The 20,027-nt window shown below is 51.1% G+C and carries 27 protein-coding genes; 12 read left to right on the forward strand and 15 right to left on the reverse strand.

Annotated features, from left to right (window positions below; genetic code table 11):
• Positions 1–21 precede the first annotated feature (21 nt).
• From nhaD to VSS37_RS03185, 7 genes are read left to right on the forward strand one after another with little or no spacing between them, the layout of a single operon-like run.
• Positions 22–1,377, forward strand: coding sequence for a sodium:proton antiporter NhaD (nhaD, locus tag VSS37_RS03155; RefSeq protein WP_375339124.1), 1,356 nt, complete (start codon positions 22–24; stop codon positions 1,375–1,377).
• Between the two features lie 14 nt (positions 1,378–1,391).
• Positions 1,392–1,721: a (2Fe-2S) ferredoxin domain-containing protein gene (locus VSS37_RS03160; protein ID WP_324693195.1), complete on the forward strand. Its 330-nt coding sequence runs from the start codon at positions 1,392–1,394 to the stop codon at positions 1,719–1,721.
• A 3-nt stretch (positions 1,722–1,724) separates the two neighbouring features.
• Positions 1,725–2,105: a hypothetical protein gene (locus tag VSS37_RS03165; RefSeq protein ID WP_324693196.1), complete on the forward strand. Its 381-nt coding sequence runs from the start codon at positions 1,725–1,727 to the stop codon at positions 2,103–2,105.
• Position 2,106: 1 nt separating this feature from the next.
• Positions 2,107–2,610 (forward strand): tetratricopeptide repeat protein, encoded by a 504-nt coding sequence (locus VSS37_RS03170; protein ID WP_324693198.1) that lies wholly within the window; start codon positions 2,107–2,109, stop codon positions 2,608–2,610.
• Positions 2,607–4,307, forward strand: coding sequence for an AAA family ATPase (locus VSS37_RS03175; protein WP_324693199.1), 1,701 nt, complete (start codon positions 2,607–2,609; stop codon positions 4,305–4,307). The genes VSS37_RS03170 and VSS37_RS03175 overlap by 4 nt, the downstream gene beginning before the upstream one ends.
• A complete protein-coding gene (locus VSS37_RS03180) occupies positions 4,300–4,650 on the forward strand; it encodes a NifB/NifX family molybdenum-iron cluster-binding protein (RefSeq protein WP_324693200.1) in 351 nt (116 codons plus the stop codon). Before VSS37_RS03175 ends, VSS37_RS03180 begins: the two co-directional genes overlap by 8 nt.
• Positions 4,647–4,991, forward strand: a complete 345-nt coding sequence (locus tag VSS37_RS03185; protein ID WP_324693201.1) for a hypothetical protein — start codon at positions 4,647–4,649, stop codon at positions 4,989–4,991. The genes VSS37_RS03180 and VSS37_RS03185 overlap by 4 nt, the downstream gene beginning before the upstream one ends.
• A gap of 247 nt (positions 4,992–5,238) precedes the next feature.
• Here the strand turns inward: VSS37_RS03185 and VSS37_RS03190 are convergent, their stop codons facing one another.
• The 14 genes from VSS37_RS03190 to VSS37_RS03255 all read right to left on the reverse strand — a co-directional run bounded on the left by VSS37_RS03190 (position 5,239) and on the right by VSS37_RS03255 (position 14,978).
• On the reverse strand, positions 5,239–6,393 hold the full coding sequence (locus VSS37_RS03190; protein ID WP_324693203.1) for an Arm DNA-binding domain-containing protein: 1,155 nt from the start codon (positions 6,391–6,393) through the stop codon (positions 5,239–5,241).
• 265 nt (positions 6,394–6,658) lie between these two features.
• Positions 6,659–7,126 (reverse strand): hypothetical protein, encoded by a 468-nt coding sequence (locus VSS37_RS03195; RefSeq protein ID WP_324693204.1) that lies wholly within the window; start codon positions 7,124–7,126, stop codon positions 6,659–6,661.
• Positions 7,123–7,416, reverse strand: a complete 294-nt coding sequence (locus VSS37_RS03200) for a hypothetical protein (RefSeq protein ID WP_324693205.1) — start codon at positions 7,414–7,416, stop codon at positions 7,123–7,125. The genes VSS37_RS03195 and VSS37_RS03200 overlap by 4 nt, the downstream gene beginning before the upstream one ends.
• Positions 7,417–7,419: 3 nt before the next feature.
• The gene (locus VSS37_RS03205) at positions 7,420–7,653 is read right to left on the reverse strand and encodes a hypothetical protein (RefSeq protein WP_324693206.1); all 234 of its coding nucleotides are present in this window, start codon (positions 7,651–7,653) and stop codon (positions 7,420–7,422) included.
• A gap of 23 nt (positions 7,654–7,676) precedes the next feature.
• Complete coding sequence (locus VSS37_RS03210) at positions 7,677–8,021, reverse strand: hypothetical protein (RefSeq protein WP_324693207.1); 345 nt, start codon at positions 8,019–8,021, stop codon at positions 7,677–7,679.
• A 26-nt stretch (positions 8,022–8,047) separates the two neighbouring features.
• Positions 8,048–8,347, reverse strand: a complete 300-nt coding sequence (locus tag VSS37_RS03215; RefSeq protein WP_324693208.1) for a helix-turn-helix domain-containing protein — start codon at positions 8,345–8,347, stop codon at positions 8,048–8,050.
• 180 nt (positions 8,348–8,527) lie between these two features.
• Entirely contained in the window at positions 8,528–8,827 is a 300-nt protein-coding gene (locus VSS37_RS03220; RefSeq protein ID WP_324693209.1) for a hypothetical protein, read from the reverse strand.
• Positions 8,828–8,848: 21 nt separating this feature from the next.
• Positions 8,849–10,243, reverse strand: coding sequence for a M23 family metallopeptidase (locus VSS37_RS03225; RefSeq protein WP_324693210.1), 1,395 nt, complete (start codon positions 10,241–10,243; stop codon positions 8,849–8,851).
• A gap of 13 nt (positions 10,244–10,256) precedes the next feature.
• The gene (locus VSS37_RS03230) at positions 10,257–10,439 is read right to left on the reverse strand and encodes a hypothetical protein (RefSeq protein WP_324693211.1); all 183 of its coding nucleotides are present in this window, start codon (positions 10,437–10,439) and stop codon (positions 10,257–10,259) included.
• Entirely contained in the window at positions 10,436–10,984 is a 549-nt protein-coding gene (locus VSS37_RS03235; RefSeq protein WP_324693212.1) for a hypothetical protein, read from the reverse strand. The genes VSS37_RS03230 and VSS37_RS03235 overlap by 4 nt, the downstream gene beginning before the upstream one ends.
• Positions 10,985–11,240: 256 nt before the next feature.
• Positions 11,241–12,587, reverse strand: coding sequence for an FtsK/SpoIIIE domain-containing protein (locus tag VSS37_RS03240; RefSeq protein ID WP_324693213.1), 1,347 nt, complete (start codon positions 12,585–12,587; stop codon positions 11,241–11,243).
• Between the two features lie 5 nt (positions 12,588–12,592).
• Complete coding sequence (locus tag VSS37_RS03245; RefSeq protein WP_324693214.1) at positions 12,593–13,534, reverse strand: hypothetical protein; 942 nt, start codon at positions 13,532–13,534, stop codon at positions 12,593–12,595.
• Between the two features lie 26 nt (positions 13,535–13,560).
• A complete protein-coding gene (locus VSS37_RS03250; RefSeq protein ID WP_324693216.1) occupies positions 13,561–14,652 on the reverse strand; it encodes a hypothetical protein in 1,092 nt (363 codons plus the stop codon).
• Positions 14,649–14,978, reverse strand: a complete 330-nt coding sequence (locus tag VSS37_RS03255) for a hypothetical protein (protein ID WP_324693217.1) — start codon at positions 14,976–14,978, stop codon at positions 14,649–14,651. Before VSS37_RS03255 ends, VSS37_RS03250 begins: the two co-directional genes overlap by 4 nt.
• A gap of 302 nt (positions 14,979–15,280) precedes the next feature.
• Here VSS37_RS03255 and VSS37_RS03260 point away from each other — a divergent pair, with 302 nt between their 5' ends.
• On the forward strand, positions 15,281–16,114 hold the full coding sequence (locus VSS37_RS03260) for a DUF6694 family lipoprotein (protein ID WP_324693218.1): 834 nt from the start codon (positions 15,281–15,283) through the stop codon (positions 16,112–16,114).
• 148 nt (positions 16,115–16,262) lie between these two features.
• Here VSS37_RS03260 and VSS37_RS03265 read toward each other — a convergent pair whose 3' ends face one another.
• Positions 16,263–16,910 carry a S24 family peptidase gene (locus tag VSS37_RS03265; protein ID WP_324693219.1) on the reverse strand — a complete coding sequence of 216 codons (648 nt, stop codon included), beginning with the start codon at positions 16,908–16,910 and terminating at the stop codon, positions 16,263–16,265.
• Between the two features lie 274 nt (positions 16,911–17,184).
• Here VSS37_RS03265 and VSS37_RS03270 point away from each other — a divergent pair, with 274 nt between their 5' ends.
• The 4 genes from VSS37_RS03270 (at position 17,185) to VSS37_RS03285 (ending at position 19,950) form a co-directional block, all read left to right on the forward strand.
• Positions 17,185–17,415: a helix-turn-helix domain-containing protein gene (locus tag VSS37_RS03270; RefSeq protein ID WP_324693220.1), complete on the forward strand. Its 231-nt coding sequence runs from the start codon at positions 17,185–17,187 to the stop codon at positions 17,413–17,415.
• Positions 17,412–17,702, forward strand: a complete 291-nt coding sequence (locus VSS37_RS03275) for a hypothetical protein (protein WP_324693221.1) — start codon at positions 17,412–17,414, stop codon at positions 17,700–17,702. The genes VSS37_RS03270 and VSS37_RS03275 overlap by 4 nt, the downstream gene beginning before the upstream one ends.
• Before the next feature lie 233 nt (positions 17,703–17,935).
• On the forward strand, positions 17,936–19,129 hold the full coding sequence (locus VSS37_RS03280) for a hypothetical protein (protein ID WP_324693222.1): 1,194 nt from the start codon (positions 17,936–17,938) through the stop codon (positions 19,127–19,129).
• 59 nt (positions 19,130–19,188) lie between these two features.
• Complete coding sequence (locus VSS37_RS03285; RefSeq protein ID WP_324693223.1) at positions 19,189–19,950, forward strand: phosphoadenosine phosphosulfate reductase domain-containing protein; 762 nt, start codon at positions 19,189–19,191, stop codon at positions 19,948–19,950.
• Positions 19,951–20,027 lie beyond the last annotated feature (77 nt).

The raw sequence follows: 20,027 nt of genomic DNA on the forward strand, positions 1-20,027 counted from the left end.
CGCCCTGGCATCAGGGCGCGCATGATGCTGATTTCTACAACATCCTATAAAGGAACTACCGTGAGCGAATCACCTAGCTTTATCAGCACAGGTTACGGCGTCATTGCGCTGCTGACCTTTCTGGCCGCCTATACGCTCGTCATCCTGGAAGAGCGCCTGCATATGCGCAAATCCAAGCCTGTCATCCTCGCCGCCGGGATCATCTGGGTGCTGGTGGCGTTGGCTTACGGCAGCGTCGGCAAGAGCGAACAGATGGCGGAAATCCTTGACCACAACCTGTTGGAATACGCGCAGTTGCTGCTGTTCCTGCTGGCGGCGATGACCTATATCAACACATTGGAAGAGCGCAATATTTTCGAGGCGTTGCGCGCTTGGTTGGTGTCGAAGGGGTTCTCGCTGTATTGGATTTTCTGGATCACCGGCATCCTGGCCTTTTTCATCTCTTCCGTAGCCGACAACCTGACCACGGCGTTGCTGATGTCAGCAGTGGTGATCGCCGTCGCGCCCGACCGTCCGCAATACTTGGCGATGTCTTGTGTCAACTTGGTGGTGGCGGCCAATGCGGGCGGTGCATTCTGCCCATTCGGCGACATCACCACGCTGATGGTGTGGCAATCCCACACCGTCCAGTTCTGGCAATTCTTCGACCTGTTCATCCCCGCCCTTGTCAACTGGTTCGTGCCAGCACTGATCATGTCGTTCTTCATCGACAAGGATCATCCGGCACCGCTGACCCAAACCGTGGAAATCAAACGCGGTGGGCTGGTGATCCTGGCGCTGTTCATCAGCACCATCGTCCTGGCGGTCACCTTCCACAACGCGCTGGACTTGCCGCCGGTGCTGGGCATGATGACTGGCCTGGGGCTGCTGAAAGTTTATGGCTGGTATCTGAAAATCACCGACCACATCCCCGAAAACGATACGGAGGAAGGGACTGTTGGCCGTTTCGATATCTTCACCCATTTGCAGCGGGCGGAGTGGGACACGCTGATGTTCTTCTACGGCGTCATCCTGTGCGTCGGCGGGTTGGGGGCGCTGGGCTATCTGGCGCTGGTTTCCAATGTGATCTACAGCGGGCTGGGGCCGGTGTGGGCGGGCATTCTGGTCGGCCTGATTTCCGCCATTGTTGACAACATCCCGGTCATGTTCGCCGTGTTGACCATGCACCCGGACATGAACCTCGACGGCTGGCTGCTGGTGACCATGACGGCGGGCGTGGGCGGTTCGCTGCTGTCCATCGGCTCGGCTGCCGGGGTGGCGCTGATGGGTCAGGCACGCGGCATTTACACCTTCAATTCCCACTTCAAATGGTCAGGTGCGATTTTGCTGGGCTATGCGGCCAGCATACTGGCGCACCTGTGGCTTAATGGTATGTAAAGGAGCAATAGGAAATGGCAAAACCCGAAAAACATGTGTTCGTTTGTACGCAGCAGCGCCCTCACAGCCACCCACGTGGCTCCTGCGGCGCTGACCACGACAGTTTTTCGCTGTTCGCCGCCCTGAGTATGGAACTGGACCAACGCGGCCTGTTCCAGAAGGTGCAGGTCACCTCCACCGGCTGCATGGGCCCCTGCAACAAAGGCCCCAGCGTGCTGGTGTATCCGGAAGGCGTGATGTACGCCAGCATGAAACCGTCTGACCTCCCCACGTTCATTGAGGAGCACCTGATCGGCGGCAAGCCGGTGGAAAGCCTGCTGATGCCGAAGTCGGACTGGGGCTAAAACATGAACGGGAGCTTGGCGGACAAAATCCGCGCCGTGGAACCTTTATCCACCGCCGTGTGTGCAGAATTAAACCGGCAAATCCTCAAACTCGGCTTTCCGGCAGAGCGCGCGAACGTGACGCTGGGCGAGCACATGCAATACAGCCTGCAACGCGACACCTTCTCGGGGCAGGATTCGCTGCTGGGGGTGTGGATGCACCCGACCAGCGGCTACAAGCTCGGTTCCTTGCTGATCCATCCAGATGGCAATTTCTTCGCCGAGTACGACGTGTTGCAGCCGCATCCCAGCAAGCGCAAATGGTTCGTGGAAGCCGTCACGGCCTGGGGCAAGGACGGCGACATCAAAGGCGACCCGCGCCTGCTGCCTGCGCTGGAGGACTGACATGGGTGTGGCCAGCTTTTTCCAGGAACGGGTGATTTTCGGCAAGAATATCCCCGCCCCGGTCAATGCGCTGTTGCAGGAAGCGGCAGGCAACACCGACAACTTTGCCCAGGCGGAAAAGCTGTTGTTGCAGGCGCAGGCGATAGACCCGCAGCAGTTGCCGGTCTATACCGCGCTGTACAAGCTGTATTTCTACAACGGCCATACCAGCAAGGCGGAAGACGCCGTTTTCCAGTCATTGCACCAGGCGGCCAAACAGGGAGGCTTCCACTACGACTGGACGGCGTTGGAAGCGCAAGCCGAATGGTCCGACCCCGATTCAGCGGGGCGGGCCTATCTTTACAGCCTCAAGGCGCTGGCTTTCATCCGTTTGCGGCAAGGTGACAACCAGGGGGCGCAAGACATCCTCGCCACCTTGCAGCGGCTGGATCCGGCTGATGTGGTCGGGGCGGATGTGATACGTGCATTGGCGGAGTCAATGGCGGAAGAATGGGGTAATGGATGAAACTGCAAATCGAACGGCAGCATGTCGAGGCGCTGGCCAGCGAATTTCCTGACCTGGGCAGCCTGCGTGAACAACTGAAATTCGGCAGCAAGGCCGAGCTGCCATTCCAGCAGCTTTCCGCCGACCAGCTGGGTTTCTTGCACAAGCTTTATGCCGCTGGCGGGGAAGCAATGCAGGGTCGGGCGGCGCAGATCGCCACCCTGCAACGCGCCGTCAACGATGACGGCAAGCGTTATCAGGAAGGTGAGCTGGAACGGCTGGTGCCGGACATGATCGAGTTCCTGGTGCGTGACGGCATCCGTGGCTGGCTGTTCAAGGCCAATACCTCCGGCAAGCCGATGGCTTATCTGGTGGCGCGGATTGATTACACGCCGCCGGGTGAGGAAGAAGCCGGGCGTGTGCTGCTGGATCTGAAAACCAATAGCATGGCGAAGATCGGCACGGCTACGCTGATGATCCGTGAGCGTGACATTATCGGCCAGAGCATTCCCGAAATGCTGGCGGCCAAGGGCTACTTCAAGGAAACGCCGGAACTGATGGCCGCTTACGACCAATCTGCTGCCCGCTATTTCGAATGGCGCGGTGAATACGGCAGGCAGTTTTCCGGGCGCGGCACTGGCATTGTGGCCGAAGACCCAACCGCTACCCACCGCAGCACCGACTGGTCACGCAAGAATGTGGTGGTGCTGTCTTCCGGCGGTGGCTGGGCGCGGCTGGTCAACGATGAAGAAATCATCAAGGATCGTGCGCTGACGCTGGATGCTTCCGGCGACATCGTGGGCAAGTATTTACGCAAGGCCGGGCGCAGCAACAATTACAGCAGCAAGGTGGAAAACGCGGCCGAATCCTTGCAAAGCGACATTCCACATGGCCTGTTTACCGAATTGCCGGTGCAGGGCTACGTCCTCATGTTCCACCTGGAGCTGCATCACCACCTGTGGGTGCATGTGGATGATATTGAGCCGTATGTCTACCAGCCGGAGCTCAAGGACAAGCTGATCCTGCCGCCAGAACAGACTGACCTGATCGACATCCTCACCGCCGAAATGGATGTGTTGATGGATGACATCGTGGAAGGCAAATCAGGCGGCACCACCGTGCTGTGCGCCGGGCCGCCGGGGGTGGGCAAGACGCTGACCGCCGAGGTCTATTCCGAGATCATCAAGCGGCCGTTGTACCGGGTGCATTCCGGCCAGTTGGGGCTGAATGTTTCGGAAATGGAAACTGCGCTGAAAAACACCCTGACCCGTGCACAGCGCTGGGGCGCGGTGATGCTGATCGACGAAGCCGATGTGTACATCAAGCGCCGCGACGACAATATCGCCGCCAATGCGGTGGTGGGTGTGTTCCTGCGGGTGCTGGAATATTTCAACGGCTTGCTGTTCCTCACCACCAACCGGGTGGATGACATTGATGAGGCGATTATTTCGCGCTGCATTGCGCTGATTAAATACCATCCGCCGGGTTTGGAAGACCGCCGCAAAATCTGGGAGGTGATGACCGAACAGTTTGGTTTGAAGGTGGAAACAAGCCTGATCGACGAGCTTTCCAACCTGTTCCCGGATGCCAGCGGGCGCGACATCAAAGGCTTGGCGAAACTGGTTGCCAAATACTGCCACCACAAGGCGGTTGCACCGACCCTGGAAGTGTTCCAACGGTGCAGCATGTTCCGTGGTCTGGAGCTGGCGCATGAGTGAAGCACACAAACTGGCGGTTGCCACCAAGGATGGCTTGGCCATCAGCGAACATTTCGGCCACGCCAAGGAATTCTGGATTTACGCCGTTACGCCTGATGAATGCACTTTTGTGGAAAAGCGCGAGGTCGAGCATTATTGCCTCGGCAACTCCTCCAGCAAGACGGCAATGGAGAAAATCCTCGTCACCATCAATGACTGCGAAGCGGTATTCGTTGCCAAGATCGGTGATGGCCCGACTGAAAAGCTGGCGGCGATTGGGGTGACGGCGGTTGCCGATTATGCCTGGGAAACGATCCCGGAATCGCTGATTGACTACGTACGCAACGCTGGGGCTGCATCGTGAATGCCGCCCATGTACAACGTTGGGTACAGGAACATCCGCTATCACCGATCCATGTTGATTGCGCGACTGCTGTCATGCTCAAAATCCTCGATGGCAAGTGCAAGATGGATGCTGAGGAAAAGATCGTGATGGCGCTGCTATATGACGAGGTGAAAGGCCATGCTGGCGAAATGCTGGGAGCGGATATTCATGCACTAATCACCACTGCCCGCGACACGCATGAAGATGATGAGATTCGGGAGTTTGTGTATGAAAAGCGCGTGCTGGCTGAAACGATGATTTCCCGCCCGGTGATGAAGGGGTTTAAGGCGATGATCCGGGCGGAGGGGCTGTTTGGATAGCAGGTGCAAGCAACCATTTCATGAAATCAATGTTCAAGCCATTAGCGGCAGCCACTGCGGTTCGGACAAGGGAATACCGCCACTAAACCGCCCAGAACTGCCAGAAAAAATAAAAGCCTTATAACTCATTGAATTATAAGGCTTTATTTGGTGGCGGCGGGAATTGAACCCGCGTTACTGACTTTAATTATTTTATATATTTCAGTATGTTGATTATTTTCAACTTAAAATGCTGTCATAATTGCTGTCATAACCTTCCGGCAAACACAGAAACCGCCCTATTTCCAGCTTCAGGGTCTGCATCATCTAGCCAGTCAGCATAAACCCGTAAAGTGGTGGTCAGATCAGAATGACCCAAATGGGCAGAAATCCATTTTATGTTTTCGCCAGCACTTATCATCATGCTTGCGAATGTGTGTCTTGTTTGGTACGGGTTACGGTAACGAACGCCAGCGCGTTTCAGGGTTGGAACCCATAGTGTTTTTCTAATGGGCTGATCTCCTGCCCATGGCCTTCCTGTCTGCGGATTATGAAACACAGAGCTACCGGCAAGGTACGTGAATTGCTTTTGATGAACAAGCGCCTCAAATGCAGGAAGTAGCAGCTTTATTGTGCGTTCTCCGGCCTTTGTCTTCGGTGACTCTGCAACTGTCGATGCCTGTGTGACTGCCCTGCTTATCTTTGCTGTTCTGCCAATCCAGTCAATATCATTCCACTCAAGACCAACCGCCTCACTAGTGCGAATTCCAGACCAAAACAGGAACTGCACAAGGTTCCTGCCCTGCCCTGACAACCTGCTAATAATCGCCGCTTGCTCATCCGCGCTGAATGGGTCTTTTTGCTTTCGCGGCCTTGGCGCTTCCTTGTTCCTGAATTTCCAGCCATCCAGGGGATTTACTTCAATCAATCCATCATCAACCGCATCTTGAAGCGCTGCGCGCAGTGGGGACAGTATATTACTGATCGTCTTGTTGCTTGCCCTGCTTACGCTTATCCATTCCCTTACCTTTGGCCTGCTGACCTGCTCAAGCGTGTTTTCACCCAATGCAGGGATAATTTGCCCTTCAAATATTTTGCGGTACCCGTCTATCGTGCTGCTGTGCAGTTCACGGCTTTTCATGTCCAGCCATGATCTCAAGTAATCTGCCAGCCTTGTGTTGTCTGGCGTTGGTGTGTCGCTGAATAGGTGCGCACGCTTCGATTCTGGGAATGTAACAGCATAGTCAAACGTGCCTTTCAGAATGGCATCCTCAATAGCCGCCTTGTGCAGCCTTGCCCTCTTCATGTTCTCTTTTGTTGGGGAAAGTTTTAGGCGTTCACGGCAACGGACGCCACGATACTGAAAGGTGATTTCTATTGATGTTGAAGAGGCTTTTTTAACCCCGCTTCCGTCTCTTGCCATGCTTGATTTCAGGTGAGTGGCGGCGGGCTATTGCCTTGCTTTTGTGCTCTGGTAGCCTTGCAGCCAGTTGAAGTATTGCGCTTCGCTTGAGTGTATGAGGATTTCACCCACTGTGCAAACGCTTCAGGGTCTGCGAATATGCGGCCATTTGGAGCCTTGAACCAGTGGACTCCTTCTTTCACTAGTCCACGCTTGATAAGTCCGTTGAAGGCGTCAGGGGTGACGCCAGTCATGTCTTCGAGTTTCGGCAGTAGTACGGGGAGCATTACACTCCCCACACCAAAAGCCCTGCATCCCTGCAATGCTGGTTAATACGTCCGTTATGCCCGGTAATTCGACGAAAACGATCAGCGTCCAATTTCCCTTGAGGGTGAACCGTCCTGATTTCGTAATCACACCCAAGGCGACGCCCGACGAATTGCAGGGTATCACGCAACAGTTCCGCTTCACGCAGCACTGACCCGACATTGACCGCAGTTCGCTGGATGACCGCAAGATTCTTCCCTGCCTTGTGCCACACAGACTTGGTGTTTGGCAGTTCGATAACGATGATTGCCCGCTTGTAGGTTTCCGTGATGTGCCAGATCGCACCGGCAAAGGTTGTTTCACGTATTTCCAGGAAACAACCGTTAACCCGGTCAAACACTGCAATCCCAGTGTGCTGACCAGCATCAAGACCAATTGCAACCGGGTATGCCGCTGATGTTGAGACAAGATCAAGCTGTTGCGTCATGTCCTGTACACCTCCGGCAACTGGCGCGGCATTGTTGGAATTCTCTGCTTGCTGCGTTTCTGCGGAATGTAGTCAATTGTTTTCTTGTCTATCACTGTCACGACAGCATCACCTTTCAGAACAAGTTGCAAACCGTGGTTAGGTACATTCACCTTCACGGTTGATTCCGTATTCTCAGCCAGTGACGCACCTGCCCGTGCTATTACGGCGATTTCACGGCGCATGGTGTCAAAATCGACGCCGTGCACACGCTCCATGTACCGAATCAGCGCATGATCGGTTACACGCATTTGTTACACCTCACTTACAGTGTTCAGCAGCGTTTCCAGATCGCTTGTCTCTTCTTCCAGCTTTCCAAGCTTGTCAGCAAGTCGTGCTGTAACGTACTTGCTGATTGCGCCCTTGCTGATGGCGTGTTTCTTTGCAACAGCCTCAACGCCTTCCTTGAATGTTTCAGCAGCATCCATTGCTGACTGTTTTAGGCTTGCCAGCTCATCGAGTGCATCTTTCAGTTGTTCGCTTGACATGTTCATTCCTCTTAGCTGTGAGATTAACGATTGATTACGCGCGCCATCGCTTCCAGTTCGATGACGTGCTTGATTGCGTTGTGCCGGGTAACTCCGTCTGTCATTTCGTCGTAAAGACGGCGGGCGTTTTCTGCCGCCCTGACTGTCGCCTGATTACGGGTGCAAAGACCCGTGAAAACTGAATCTTCCTTTTGGTGCGGGTTGTGCGGTTCGCTAGAGTTCTTCGCTGCTGTCACTAGCCGTTCAATGCTGTCCGCTCGCAAGTGATCTTCCGTGATTTTTACCCGCTTACATATTTTCATTGCTTCTGTTGACATTGCTTCTATCTCCCCTGACATTTTCTTAATTTGTTCATCGGTGAAAATCATTGTTTTAATCCAATTTGTTTAAAAGTTTACACGCTACGCAAAATATAACGCGCAATCTTGCTTGTTGTTCCGTACCTGTTTGGCACTGTAATGATATGTGTTGCTATTTCATGGCCTTCTGCGCGTAGTTCGTAAATCCTTGCGCCAAGTCTGCGTATTCCCAGGCACTCAACTGCAATATCCTGCGTGATAAATCCGTGTTGTTGCAGGTGGCTTAATACCGCCTTATTTTGAGGATACATATCCAATACTCGCTGGTCTGCTTCCAGAACAAAGCTCACTCCATGCAAGTGAAAGGCAGCAGTAAAGTTCAAGATCATCTTCATCTTCGCTGTTATCAATGAATTCCATCTTTATACCTCATTAGTTGTGTTGTTGAGTCTCTATAATCTATTATCGACAACATAATGTAAATCTTTTTTTTACATAAACGACAAGCGGCATCAATCAATAAAAAAGCCGGAGTTAAATCCGGCTGAATTTAGCGAATTGCTGCAACGGACTTCTTATTTCCCTCGCATCACAGCCCATGCAGCCCCAGTGAAAAACGGAATTGCGAGCCATGCAGCAGATAACACCCAGGCACCTACCACCTCAGCAGAGCCGTACATCAGATAGTAAATAACTTCCCATGCTGACGTAATAAAGCCAGACGGTGAAACCCCTCCGATCACGGATGCAATCACCATCAATACCGTCAGCAAAATCAGAAATGGCAACACAACAAACAGCCATAACCAGCGCAGAAAACGACCTGCCAAGTACCCAATCAAGCCAAAGCCACCACCAATTAAAATCATATCCATAACAACAATACCTCAATTCTTTCAGAAACTTGCACCTACTCCAGATGACGCCATTTTAACACCTTGCGCACCATCCTGTGATGATGTTTGCGCAATTTGACGGCCTTCTATGGCTCCAAGCATTGTTGCGGCTGATGCACTTGACCCGTACTTTGCTTTAAATGAATCCTCACCGCGTCGTGCAATTTCTGAAGTGTTTACCCCGTTCGCATCTTTGCTATCTTGGCCGTACCCGTACCACTTTATGGCATTACCAACCCCAAACTGTGATGCATGTAGGAATCCTGCCACCTTATGCGCTGGCGTCAAGTCGCTGATGATGCCAGCTTGACGACCAGCCATCAGGTTACGCTTTTGCCAACGGCGATATGCTTCCTTCTGGTGGCCTTCCGACTTCAGGAAGGATTCACGCCCACCGGCAATTGTCCAGTTTCCGGCATACTCCAAAAACTTGTTCCCAACAGGTTGCGCATCACACACCTGTTGCTTGATATATCCTGCGTCGCACAATGCAGGCGTACCCATTTGGAATCGACCAACATAACCGAGCTCATTGATGGCTTGCAGATCGCCTGTTCCACGCGATTCTGAAGCGGCCACCACGTCTTGAAAGTATTCCCACATGGGCGCTGTCGTTGTTACGCCTACAACCGTCATAGGGTCGTAATACTCACCGTCAGCATGCTGCAACCCAAGATGCAGATGCGCTCCCGTGCTCCTTCCGGTACTTCCTACCTCTCCTATTTTCTGCCCGGTTGAAACCGCATCTCCCTGCTCAACATACTGCTGACTCAAATGCAGATAAGACGATACCTCGCCATTTGCATGCTTGATCTTGATGTATTTTCCTGCTGCGTCGTCCTCGGCAACCGTGATAACAATCCCTTGCTGGATTGCAAGAACCTGAGTGCCTTCAGTGGCGGCGAAGTCAACCCCGTTATGCATCTTTCTAATTCCCAGCACCGGATGCACACGCATACCGAACCCGCTTGTTACACGCGGCTTCCCGGAGAGCGGGAAGATATACGATGTTTCCCCGCCAGCGTACTCAATACCCCAATTGATTGCCTTACGTGCAGTCCAGTTTTCCAAGTCTTTGACAGTTCCCGATGTCCATACGAATGGATGCAACGCATTCCCGCCGGATAGTGAAAGTTCATAATTGGCGTGTTCATGCAGGGTGTTGATTCCTGGATAGACAACGGCAAGAGCCGCAGCAAACGATAAAGCCCATCCAATGCCCTGTTTCGCATCTTCAGCAGCATCGCGCATTGCATCAAAACCATCCTTTTGCTGGCGTGACAACTCGGCAGTTTTCTTTTTCTGCTCCTGCAACTGGCGATTAATCCGTGCCATTTCGCGCAACAATTCCTTATGCGCATCAAGTTGTGCATTGCTTAAGGCCGCATCTGACATATTTTTTCTCCTGTCAGATGAATCTCAGGAATGAAAGCAGGTCTTCAAACTTGGCTACCCAAGCGTAGATTTCCTGCCCCCACTGCGATGATGCTCCTTGAAATGCGGCTGGAACTGCAAAACGCGCACACCAGACAACAGCAAGTGCAATGTATAGGCGATGCCAGTATTTAAAGTGGCGGATTGCGGCTTTCATTTGTTTTGCTTCCACACGTAACCGCTTGAGCAATTGCGCTGGCCTTTTTCAGTTGCATTCGCGTTGTTCCCTTGCCCGCACCACTCAAGCTCTGATGCATTCAGTGGGCGAACACGCAACCACCCATCAAAGCTGACACCGATAGCGCCATCTTTCGGATTTCCGTACTGCTGCGACCAACCTTCAGAAACGCCTTTTTGCGTAGCTGATGCCGCTGTAACTGCGGCTGACTTGACGCCTTGGGCAACACCAGCAGCAAAGCGACTGGCCTGATTGCCATTGAAATTAACATTACCGTTTGCAAGCGCAAGCACCACAAGACCAAGACCCATGACGCCTGCCATCTTGTTTCCAGACGCTGCGAGGCCGACACCGGAAGCACCTATAATCCCGGTCGTAATGATATTCACAGGAACGTTGCTTGAAACATCCAGAATAGGAACGCCGCCAGCAACTTGAGAAAGAATTGAAGCGCCAGCAGCCAGCGTAGCAATGCCGCCAACTCCAACGCTAAGAAGATTTGAATGCCCGCCAAATCCAGACATGACTTGATACCTCTTTGTGTTTTTTACTGTAATGTCTGGATTATGGCTAATTTGACATTTATTTGTAAATCTTTTTTTTACATAATCGACAAGCGGCTATCCACCTGCCCTACCGGCATCCTGGTGATAGCGCTTTTTAGATACCAGCTCCCACCACTCCTTTCCATACAGTTCATTTTTAAGTGGGGCAACTCCTCCAGTTTTATCTAGTATCGCCTTGGCTTCTTCCTGGCTGAAATGCCAGGAAGATTGTCGATCAATCCCCCAAGTATGCAGCCCTGCCATAAGTTATCCTGTCACTGCCTCCAAACTTTGCCACAAAACCGCCTTCACGAGGCAAACCGGCGGCATCGTCACTATCAAGTGTCACCCGGCTTGAAACCGCGTTTGCATGGCTGAATGCAATGATGTTCCCGGCATTCGCTTTCAGTTCGCCAGGAATCACTGACGTATCAGGCCGTTGCGTACTTACCAAACCAAGCGCCCCTGCTGCGCGGTGCCGTCTGTAGATCGCTGAAATGTCGGCAACAACCTGTTTTTTCAGTTCGCTAGTGCTGTAGGCGGCAACTTCATCAATGATGATTACCACCGGCCTTGCGTCATCGCCAATTCCTCCAACTTTCCTGTACTGCCAGATGTTCTTTGACCCTGCTTTTGACATGCGCAGCTTGCGGGCAATAAGGTTATGCGTGTGCAATTCGTCAAGTGATTGCCCAGTTGGTTCTTCGGTAAGGTCGCGCAGCAGTTGCGCCCCTTCTTCCAGGCTTGTGATGTACGCACCTCCGGACCGACCGCAATTCTCTGCAAACACCCCCATATTGTCGTTCGGGTCTAGGATGTAGAGGATGGGATTAAGACCGGCTTCCACCAGTGATTTGATATAGACCATTGTCCATTCTGTTTTCCCGCTCCCTGTACTGCCTGCGGTGATCGTGTGAGGATTGATGCGCAGATCGGCAGTTAGGTACTTACCGCGAATGTCACGGCCAATTATCACAACCGGTTCGCCTTTTCGGATTGCGGAATGGTCAAATGGAACTGACTCCCATTGCGCTTGTGGAAGCGGAAGAAGGTAGGCTGACGCCCCCGCCTCAAACACTGGGATAAAATGCACTTCATCCCGTTGCAGCCCATGCTTGATTGCGATTGCAGACAGTATTGAATTTCTTCCCAATGATTCAGGGTCATCATTCCTCACCACCAGAACGCGGTATTGATCTGCAAAACGCTGTTCTGCCACCAGTGATTCATCCCCCAGCTTTTTGCGAAGGACGCCGGTAGTATCCCAACAGACATCACCGCCCATGCTTGCGCCATCAACGGAAGGAGGCGCAAACAGCCAGCCGTTACGCTTTGAGCGTGTAGTTGCCATGTGCGCCATTCCAAGCACCGCCAATGATGACACCCCCGCCAAAATAGCTATTGTGTCGCTTGCGCCTATCATGCTGGCGGTTGCCCCAACACCAAGCACAGTGCCAAGCACGGCAGATGCAGGAAGCACGCCGCTTGTCATGGCTGCAACGGCCTCACTAATGCTCGGCATGATGCCAATGCGAGCCACATTCATGGCATCATCAATCTGTTTTTCTACTCTGTAATTCATGGCTATTATTCTCCATGTTCTATTTGTTGTGTTTTCGCTGGTTCAGACGGGAACTGTCCGGCCTGATTATTTGCTGGTTGATTTACACTGGCTGCAACTGCCAGAAGGCCAATAATTCCAGCACCCCACATCCAACCTTTTGCGCTTCCCCATTGCCCGGTTGTCATGTACGGGTCAACGTCGTTGCGCATTTGCGCGGCCTTGCGACGCGCCTGCATTTCCTTCCTTGCCAAGTCTTCATCCCTCTTGGCTGCATCCAGACGGCGGCGGGCTTCCTTGCCCTTATCGGTCTGTTCAAAGCGTTCGTGACGGGTAACGTTGCCGGTTTTGTCGATGGTGACGTAAGGCGATTGGGTGATACATCCAGCCAAATGGGCTACACCTACCTTACACGCCACACCCCCCGCCCGTACCCCCGTGGCTACTGCATGGGTTATACGCCGGGTATGACATCCAGCCGCTAGTTTTAGCTCGTCAATAATTGCAAAACGCAGGGTGTTCTCCTCTGTTTTTACGATTAAACCAACGTCCTGTAATAGCTGGCTTGCTTTTGTATTCACCTGCCTATCTGATAGTTTATCCATCAATGCGCGGATTTCAGACAGCGTTACAGGCTCACCAGGGACAAGCTCCAGGGCTACAGACTTCATGCCTGAGACATACGCCATGATCGCCGCCTGATCTGTCCCTGTAACCTCTAAAACAAGGCTTATAACCCGCTTTGCCTTTAGTAAATTAATTGCTTCTTCCCTTGCCTTGGCAATAATTACGGCTTGCTTTTTCGCCTTTTCCTCTTCCGCCTTCGCCGCCTTAATATATTCATTCTCAATATCATCTGTATAATTTTTAGGCGTAATAGACCCGTAATGGGGGCGTAACGGCTGATTTTGCCCATTTTGGCGGGTATCGGACACCTCCGAAACGACTTTTAGGGTTGGCTTGCTCATTACATTAATACCTCTATTATCCTGCGTTATTTCTGCTTGAAGCCTTCGATGCTAATCACCTTGTCACTTTCTGACAATTGGAAGCGCGGCGCGTCTTTCGGGTAAACGTAACGGGTTGAAGCGCCCTCCCCAGCTTTGATCAATGCTCCACATTTAACCGCCTTGTCACGCGCATTCTTGGCCTTGCGCTCCCCGCAATGTGCATACGCCATGATCGCCTGATTCGTGACTCCATTTGACTGGTCAGACGGAATAAGCTCTCCGATAATAGCCTTCAACGGGTCAATTGCCGTGTGATGCTTAATTTTTGCCGGGTCTGACATCGGGTCTGACATGGGTATGACGTTTTCAGACGCGGATTGGACGCTGTTACCACCTGTCAGACCCGATTTTTCAGAGCGGGTAGGACGGTAAAAGCTGGCAAGCAACAGCAGCACCGGGGCTACGACTTCATAAGCAGCCGACTGCACCCATCGCGTGATTGTCGCCTGTTTGCTTTCTATGATCGACTCAACTTTAGCCAGCACTGGAGCGGTAAAAACCTCTGCGGTTTCCTTTGCTGGCTGTGGTTCCGCTACCTGCAAAGCGGTCATCTGTTCCAGTAGCGCGGCATACTCTGACGGGTTTTTCTTCTTGCTGGTACTGCGCATTTCTTCCGTTACCTGTTCAAGCATTGCAAGGCGTTTTTCTTCCCGCGCTTGCCATGCCTTGCGGCTCTCTGCATTTTCCGTGTCAATACGCGCTTTTTCTGCATCCATTCGATCCTGATAATTTTCAAGCGCAATACGGTTAGATTCTTCGATTGTTTTATTTTTAATTTCTGCCTGTTCTGTTGCCTGCTTTGCGGCAATGGCTGCTGACGAAGAGTTGATGGCAAGGATGGAGGCGGCAGAAAAAACCACGGCAGCGGCAAGCCCAACGTCACGGGCTTTTACCGGCTTGCCTGAATCAAACGCGGTATGCCACCCTGCAAAGATCGTTGCAGAGATTCCGGCAGTCAGCAGCCATCCACCAGCAGAGCCGAAAGAAGCAATGGCGATGGGTGCGGCTTTCACTGCACCCGTGCCAGCCACTACAGCGGCGGCGGCAACCAGCGGGTAATAGATTGCCTTGCTCATGCAGCACCCCGCACGAACAGGCCGAAGGTGATCTTGTGGAATGACCACCACAGAAAGAAATCGAAAGGCGTGTTGTAACGGACGCCAGCCCACTTGTGGTAACTGGTATGCTCGGCATCGGTAAGCAATACGCCGTTCCATGCGGCACCAGCAAAGACCGGGAAAGACGCCACATTGAACAGGTGATGCGCTTCCAGCTTGCGAGTGTCACCACTCAATACAGACCGTGCGGCGCAGCGTCTCATGACAGCCTTGCGCCATTCTGCCTGAGCTTTCCTGTCACGCTTTCCTGTAAGTAAAATCTTGATGATGTTGAAAAACTGCATTGACTTGATACCTCGTTTTTTGGTTATTCATTAATAGTATCAAATGACAAATTATTGTAAATCTTTTTTTTACATAAACGACAAGTGGTTGAGCTACCGACTCAGGACATAAGCTACGGACACAAAAAAGCCCGGTACACGACGGCATACCGGGCTTGCCGCACAGGAAGAGGTATCAAGTCAAACCCGCGCAACGGGTGCATGATACATCAACAGATCACAAATTACTTGAAAAGTACCCATCTGCATGTCAGCTTATAAAGTAAAATTTACACACAAGACAACCGGTCTATAGGGCTAACATGAAACTGAAAAACTACACGATATTGCCGACAATGCTGGCTATCTCAATGCTTCATGGATGCGGAGAGCCGCGCATAGACTCAACATCTGACGACGCCTTTAAATCCTCGCTATCCAGCGTCAGGGCATCCATGACCGCAGATCAACAGAAAGAGCTTGATCATGAAATTACATCCATGATCATCGGCAGTGTAGGAGACTTGTTTTCACGCAATGACAGCCAGCAAAGCAAGTTTTCAGAATTAAAAACCCGCCTTGATGGCAAGACCGGGAAAGAAGCCCTGGAAGAGTTTAAACTGATGCGGATTGCTTCAATCGATAAAGAAAAATCAATAAAAGACAAAGAGATAACTGATCTAAAAAGGAAATCGTCAGAACTTGCACAGCGCATTGCGCAAGCCGCAAGCGCCAAGACAAGCCTAGAAAAATTCAAGGTCTTATCATCCAGTTTCTACTTCGATAAAAACAGCCTACTGCATGACGCGATCATTGAAGTAACTGTTAAAAACGACACGTCAACACCAGTTGCAACGGTATATTTCTCGTGCACACTATCGTCTCCAGGACGATCTGTTCCATGGGTATCTGATGATCTTGTCTATCAGATCCCTGGCGGTATTGAGCCGGGAGAGCAAGCTACTTGGAAGCTATCACCTAATATGTTCTCGCAATGGGGGAACGCTCCACGAGACAGGAATGACCTTGCCATTGCCATTACGCCATACCGTCTTGATGGCGGCGATGGAGCGGTGATACTAAATTCACTCCCAAGCAAATCCGACATTGATGAACTTGAGCGAGTGAAAGCCAGGATAACCGCCATTTCTCCTTAAACCCGCTCCCAATATTCACCGCACCTGCCGCACCTAAACAACCGCGTACCCTCCAGACTGACCCGGACAAACCGCCATTGGTGGCGGGTCAGCCTGCATAGCCACCAATTAACGGCAGTTGAAAGGCGACGCTTTACAATCTCCACCCTCACAAATCACGCCTTCCCTGCCACACATACACGACGCGCCCGGCAAGCTCAAGCTTGCTGGTCTTCATCTTCATGGCCTGGAACCTGTCATTGTCGTAGGTGATGTGAACAGAATCTCCATCAGGCTCATACTGTACCCGCGCAATGCTTAAGGCTCCTCCTTTTCCTTCAATCCCGTACAGGCCGTTTACGTGAGTTCTTCCAGCCCTGTCAATCACAACGAGATCGCCGCGATTGATCGTGGGCTGCATTTCTGTCGATTCCATCCTGTAGATTTCATAATCACCCCTTTCGGGGTTCACACCAAAGATTTCCGCCAGCCATTCCCCACGGCATAGCAGACTTTCATGCTTAAGTCTGTCTCCCTCTGTCATATCCCTATAGTCACCCTGTTTAAAAATTGGTATTACTACCTGACCCGGCGAAACATTCACCGCCCCCGGCCTGCCGTATTCTCCGTGTTGTAGCCACTGTGGATCGCAAGCAAGGAACTTTGCGGCAACGAATAAATATTTATTAGGCACTTTGTCACGCCGCGTCCAGCCGTAAATGCTCTGTCTATCAAGCCCAAGTTCGCGCGCTAAATCGGAGAAATTCAGCTTCATTTCATCAAGTCGGGTTTGCAGCCGATCTTTTAATGTTTCCACTACTTATACCTCATTTTGTGATTTTACTGTAAAAAAATTGTATTCGTAATTGCTTCCTTTGCGCTATGAATGTTTTTTGAGACAGGAATAAACTTTTGTTTTACTCATTGCCGATAAGTTATGTGTAATTATTGATCATTAATATCATTAAACTAATGTTTTACACTGTTTTATCGACTTTTTGGCGCATAATGAGTAAACTTTACATTTACATATAGGCGGTTTTATGTAACCATGGGATCATCAACAACAAATCACAGCGAGGTAAAAAAACATGAGCGAATTACAGAAAGCGTTCTTTCTGATCTCAGGAAAGCATGAGCAGCGAGGACAAAAGGCAGCCGTCGCCCGCGCAATGGGAATAACGCGGATGGCAGTTAACAACTGGTTCAGCCGGGGAATAGATGGGGCTGCGGCAGTGTCAATCTGGAAAGCATCAGGGCGGCGGATTGACTTGGTTCGGCTCGTTGAGGAAGGAGAGGAAATGAAGAGGAGAGCAGCATGAATGTTTTAGAGCAATCACTCGCATCAATCGCCGGATTTGAGCGTCGCGGATACAAGGCAAAGGCTGCTGAACGTCTTGGCGTGTCACCGTGCTCCATCTATAGGTGGCAACGGACAGGATTCTCTCCCAATACCGCAACAATCGTCTGGCTTGCAACCGACAAAACCGCCAACCTGCAAGAGCTTATCGAGTTCGGCGCAAGCTTGGGGGGGGGGTATTACAGGAAAGAAGTTGAAGATCATCAAAGCCATATCCGCTGGCGATTCACCTTACAAGATCGCCGCTGAATTAAGAACTGATGCAGCAAAAGTTATGCAGATCGCATTCTCACTAAAAGCCAATAAAGCAGCATAAAAAAACCCGGCATCATGGAGAATGCCGGGTGGAAAAGATTTATGAGTGTAACCACTAAACATTAAGCTGATCATTTCAATTCAACATCTAGAGGATAGAAAAAATAATACCACAAGATGTTGAAGTTATGTAAACAAAATTTGTTCATCTTGAAAAGGAAAGATTTATGATTCACCGATCAAAAAGGCAGCATGGATACACTGTTATAGATAATCAGGTATTCCGTGATAACTCCCTATCGTGGCAAGCAATGGGATTGCTTTGCTATGTGCTATCCAAGCCTGACAACTGGCGAATCCATGCAAAACAACTTATGAACGTCACAAAGGGTACAGCAAAGCACACAAAGCGCGATGGCGTATATGCAATCCTGACTGAACTTAAGGATGCCGGGTTTGTGTCAATGCGCCACACTGGGAACGATGGCTACGAATGGAGCGTTCATGATACTCCAGAAGAAAAACAGATGCCGGATACGGATAAGCCGGATACGGATAAGCCGGATACGGATAAGCCGGATACGGATAAGCCGGACGGTATAATAAATACTGAAAGACAAACAAGTACTGACTTAAAACAACCACTGACTGGTAGTAAGGTTGCAGCGCCAGAAAATCACGCGCAAATCGAACAGCATGAAGCGATGGCAAAACCGCAATCCGCGCCCAGCAAGCTGGGTGCACCCGGCTCGGTCTTGGTGGATGGTGAACAGGTTGAGGCGGAATGGATTCCAGCAAGCGATGGTTGGACGTTGCAGGAGATCAGCTCCGATGGCTATCCAGGCATGGCAGAACTTGAAGCAGATGAACACCGCCATCAACCAGGATGGCAAGAGCCGCGCAAGCATGAAAACCAACACAACCAACAAAACGCTTCAGAATTGCGTATAAACGATTTAAACAGCCAAGAGCTACCCTTGTATGGGTCAATGGCCGATAGCGCTGTCACAGCCAAAATAGATGGCAAAACGCGGCCTTTGCGCAAGGATGGAAAGCCCGTATCAGACGTGACGTGGCTGTTCATGGCCTACAACGCCGCATACCAGGACAAATACGGCATCCAAGCTCCAAGCAGCGCAAAGGCAAACCGGCAGTTGCAGCAGGTGATTGCCCGTATCGGACTTGAATCCGCCCTGGCAGTTGCCGCCATTTACCCCTACCACACTGGGGCATACTACAACCGCACAGGCCACGGCATTGCATCCATGCTGCAAGACTGCGAGAAGCTACGCATGGAAGCCCTGACAGGGCGGCGCGTTACTGGCATCAGTGCACAGCAGGATGAGGCCACTGGGCATAACCTTGACGTGATGCGCCGGGTATTGGAGCGGATTGATCTGCAGGCGGAAAAGGCGGCTTAGTTTGCCCATCGTGTAAACTTTTTAACTAAAAAATGAAAACTAATTGTCATGTGATTGTTATGAAAATTGATATTGTCGTTCCTGTATCAGGAGGAAAGGACTCTCAAGCATGTCTAAAGCTGGCTATTGAAAAGCATGGCTCGGACAAAGTGTTGGGTTTGTTTTGTGATACTCAGTTTGAGCATCCACTCACATATCAACACGTTGACAAAATGAAAGAGTTATATGGCGTTAACATTGAAAGGATTTGCCTTGGGTCTGTTCCAGATGTTGTGCGTAGATACAAGAGGTTCCCCGGTGGAGGTGCGCGTCACTGCACAAAAGAACTGAAGATAATCCCATCAAAACGCTGGTACGTTGATTTTGCGAAAAAGAATGGTGGTTTTGATGTGTGGTACGGGATGAGGGGTGGTGAATCTAACGCAAGAATGAAACGATATTCAGATAAAGTCAGCATGGAGCGTTATCCACCTAACGACGTTTTGGCCGACTATCCAAAGTCGTTGCATAAAAATGGAGTATGTTTCGTTCTTCCAATTCTGGATTGGAGCGAATCCAATGTGTTTGACTTTCTGGACGGTCATGAAAATCCGCTATATCGAATGGGGGAAAAGCGCGTTGGTTGCTTCCCGTGTCTAGCCGGTGGAGACGCATCTAAAGAGCATTCTTTCAACATGGACGAATTTGGTAGGCAGCAGCGTGAAGTTGTTAGGGTGCTTGAAGGCGAGTTAGGCCGTAGCATCTGGACAAGCAAAGGTGGGTGGCTGCGAAACGAAGCGCCACAACTGGACTTTGGCGGCTGCTCATTTTGCTCAATGTGACGCTTTGTATTCCGTTCGTCCGTAATGTAAAAAAAAGATTTACAAATATTTGTGTTTTTGCGATGATGTCCACATCA

The sequence above is a fragment of the Candidatus Thiothrix phosphatis genome, assembly GCF_035668035.1.
GTDB classification, from domain to species: domain Bacteria; phylum Pseudomonadota; class Gammaproteobacteria; order Thiotrichales; family Thiotrichaceae; genus Thiothrix; species Thiothrix phosphatis.

Coding starts and splice junctions, on each gene's coding strand:
- nhaD (WP_375339124.1), top strand. CDS start 22: ATGATGCTGATTTCTACAACATCCTATAAAGGAACTACCGTGAGCGAA.
- VSS37_RS03160 (WP_324693195.1), top strand. CDS start 1,392: ATGGCAAAACCCGAAAAACATGTGTTCGTTTGTACGCAGCAGCGCCCT.
- VSS37_RS03165 (WP_324693196.1), top strand. CDS start 1,725: ATGAACGGGAGCTTGGCGGACAAAATCCGCGCCGTGGAACCTTTATCC.
- VSS37_RS03170 (WP_324693198.1), top strand. CDS start 2,107: ATGGGTGTGGCCAGCTTTTTCCAGGAACGGGTGATTTTCGGCAAGAAT.
- VSS37_RS03175 (WP_324693199.1), top strand. CDS start 2,607: ATGAAACTGCAAATCGAACGGCAGCATGTCGAGGCGCTGGCCAGCGAA.
- VSS37_RS03180 (WP_324693200.1), top strand. CDS start 4,300: ATGAGTGAAGCACACAAACTGGCGGTTGCCACCAAGGATGGCTTGGCC.
- VSS37_RS03190 (WP_324693203.1), bottom strand. CDS start 6,393: ATGGCAAGAGACGGAAGCGGGGTTAAAAAAGCCTCTTCAACATCAATA.
- VSS37_RS03195 (WP_324693204.1), bottom strand. CDS start 7,126: ATGACGCAACAGCTTGATCTTGTCTCAACATCAGCGGCATACCCGGTT.
- VSS37_RS03200 (WP_324693205.1), bottom strand. CDS start 7,416: ATGCGTGTAACCGATCATGCGCTGATTCGGTACATGGAGCGTGTGCAC.
- VSS37_RS03205 (WP_324693206.1), bottom strand. CDS start 7,653: ATGTCAAGCGAACAACTGAAAGATGCACTCGATGAGCTGGCAAGCCTA.
- VSS37_RS03210 (WP_324693207.1), bottom strand. CDS start 8,021: ATGATTTTCACCGATGAACAAATTAAGAAAATGTCAGGGGAGATAGAA.
- VSS37_RS03215 (WP_324693208.1), bottom strand. CDS start 8,347: ATGAAGATGATCTTGAACTTTACTGCTGCCTTTCACTTGCATGGAGTG.
- VSS37_RS03220 (WP_324693209.1), bottom strand. CDS start 8,827: ATGGATATGATTTTAATTGGTGGTGGCTTTGGCTTGATTGGGTACTTG.
- VSS37_RS03225 (WP_324693210.1), bottom strand. CDS start 10,243: ATGTCAGATGCGGCCTTAAGCAATGCACAACTTGATGCGCATAAGGAA.
- VSS37_RS03230 (WP_324693211.1), bottom strand. CDS start 10,439: ATGAAAGCCGCAATCCGCCACTTTAAATACTGGCATCGCCTATACATT.
- VSS37_RS03235 (WP_324693212.1), bottom strand. CDS start 10,984: ATGTCTGGATTTGGCGGGCATTCAAATCTTCTTAGCGTTGGAGTTGGC.
- VSS37_RS03240 (WP_324693213.1), bottom strand. CDS start 12,587: ATGAATTACAGAGTAGAAAAACAGATTGATGATGCCATGAATGTGGCT.
- VSS37_RS03245 (WP_324693214.1), bottom strand. CDS start 13,534: ATGAGCAAGCCAACCCTAAAAGTCGTTTCGGAGGTGTCCGATACCCGC.
- VSS37_RS03250 (WP_324693216.1), bottom strand. CDS start 14,652: ATGAGCAAGGCAATCTATTACCCGCTGGTTGCCGCCGCCGCTGTAGTG.
- VSS37_RS03255 (WP_324693217.1), bottom strand. CDS start 14,978: ATGCAGTTTTTCAACATCATCAAGATTTTACTTACAGGAAAGCGTGAC.
- VSS37_RS03260 (WP_324693218.1), top strand. CDS start 15,281: ATGAAACTGAAAAACTACACGATATTGCCGACAATGCTGGCTATCTCA.
- VSS37_RS03270 (WP_324693220.1), top strand. CDS start 17,185: ATGAGCGAATTACAGAAAGCGTTCTTTCTGATCTCAGGAAAGCATGAG.
- VSS37_RS03275 (WP_324693221.1), top strand. CDS start 17,412: ATGAATGTTTTAGAGCAATCACTCGCATCAATCGCCGGATTTGAGCGT.
- VSS37_RS03280 (WP_324693222.1), top strand. CDS start 17,936: ATGATTCACCGATCAAAAAGGCAGCATGGATACACTGTTATAGATAAT.
- VSS37_RS03285 (WP_324693223.1), top strand. CDS start 19,189: ATGAAAATTGATATTGTCGTTCCTGTATCAGGAGGAAAGGACTCTCAA.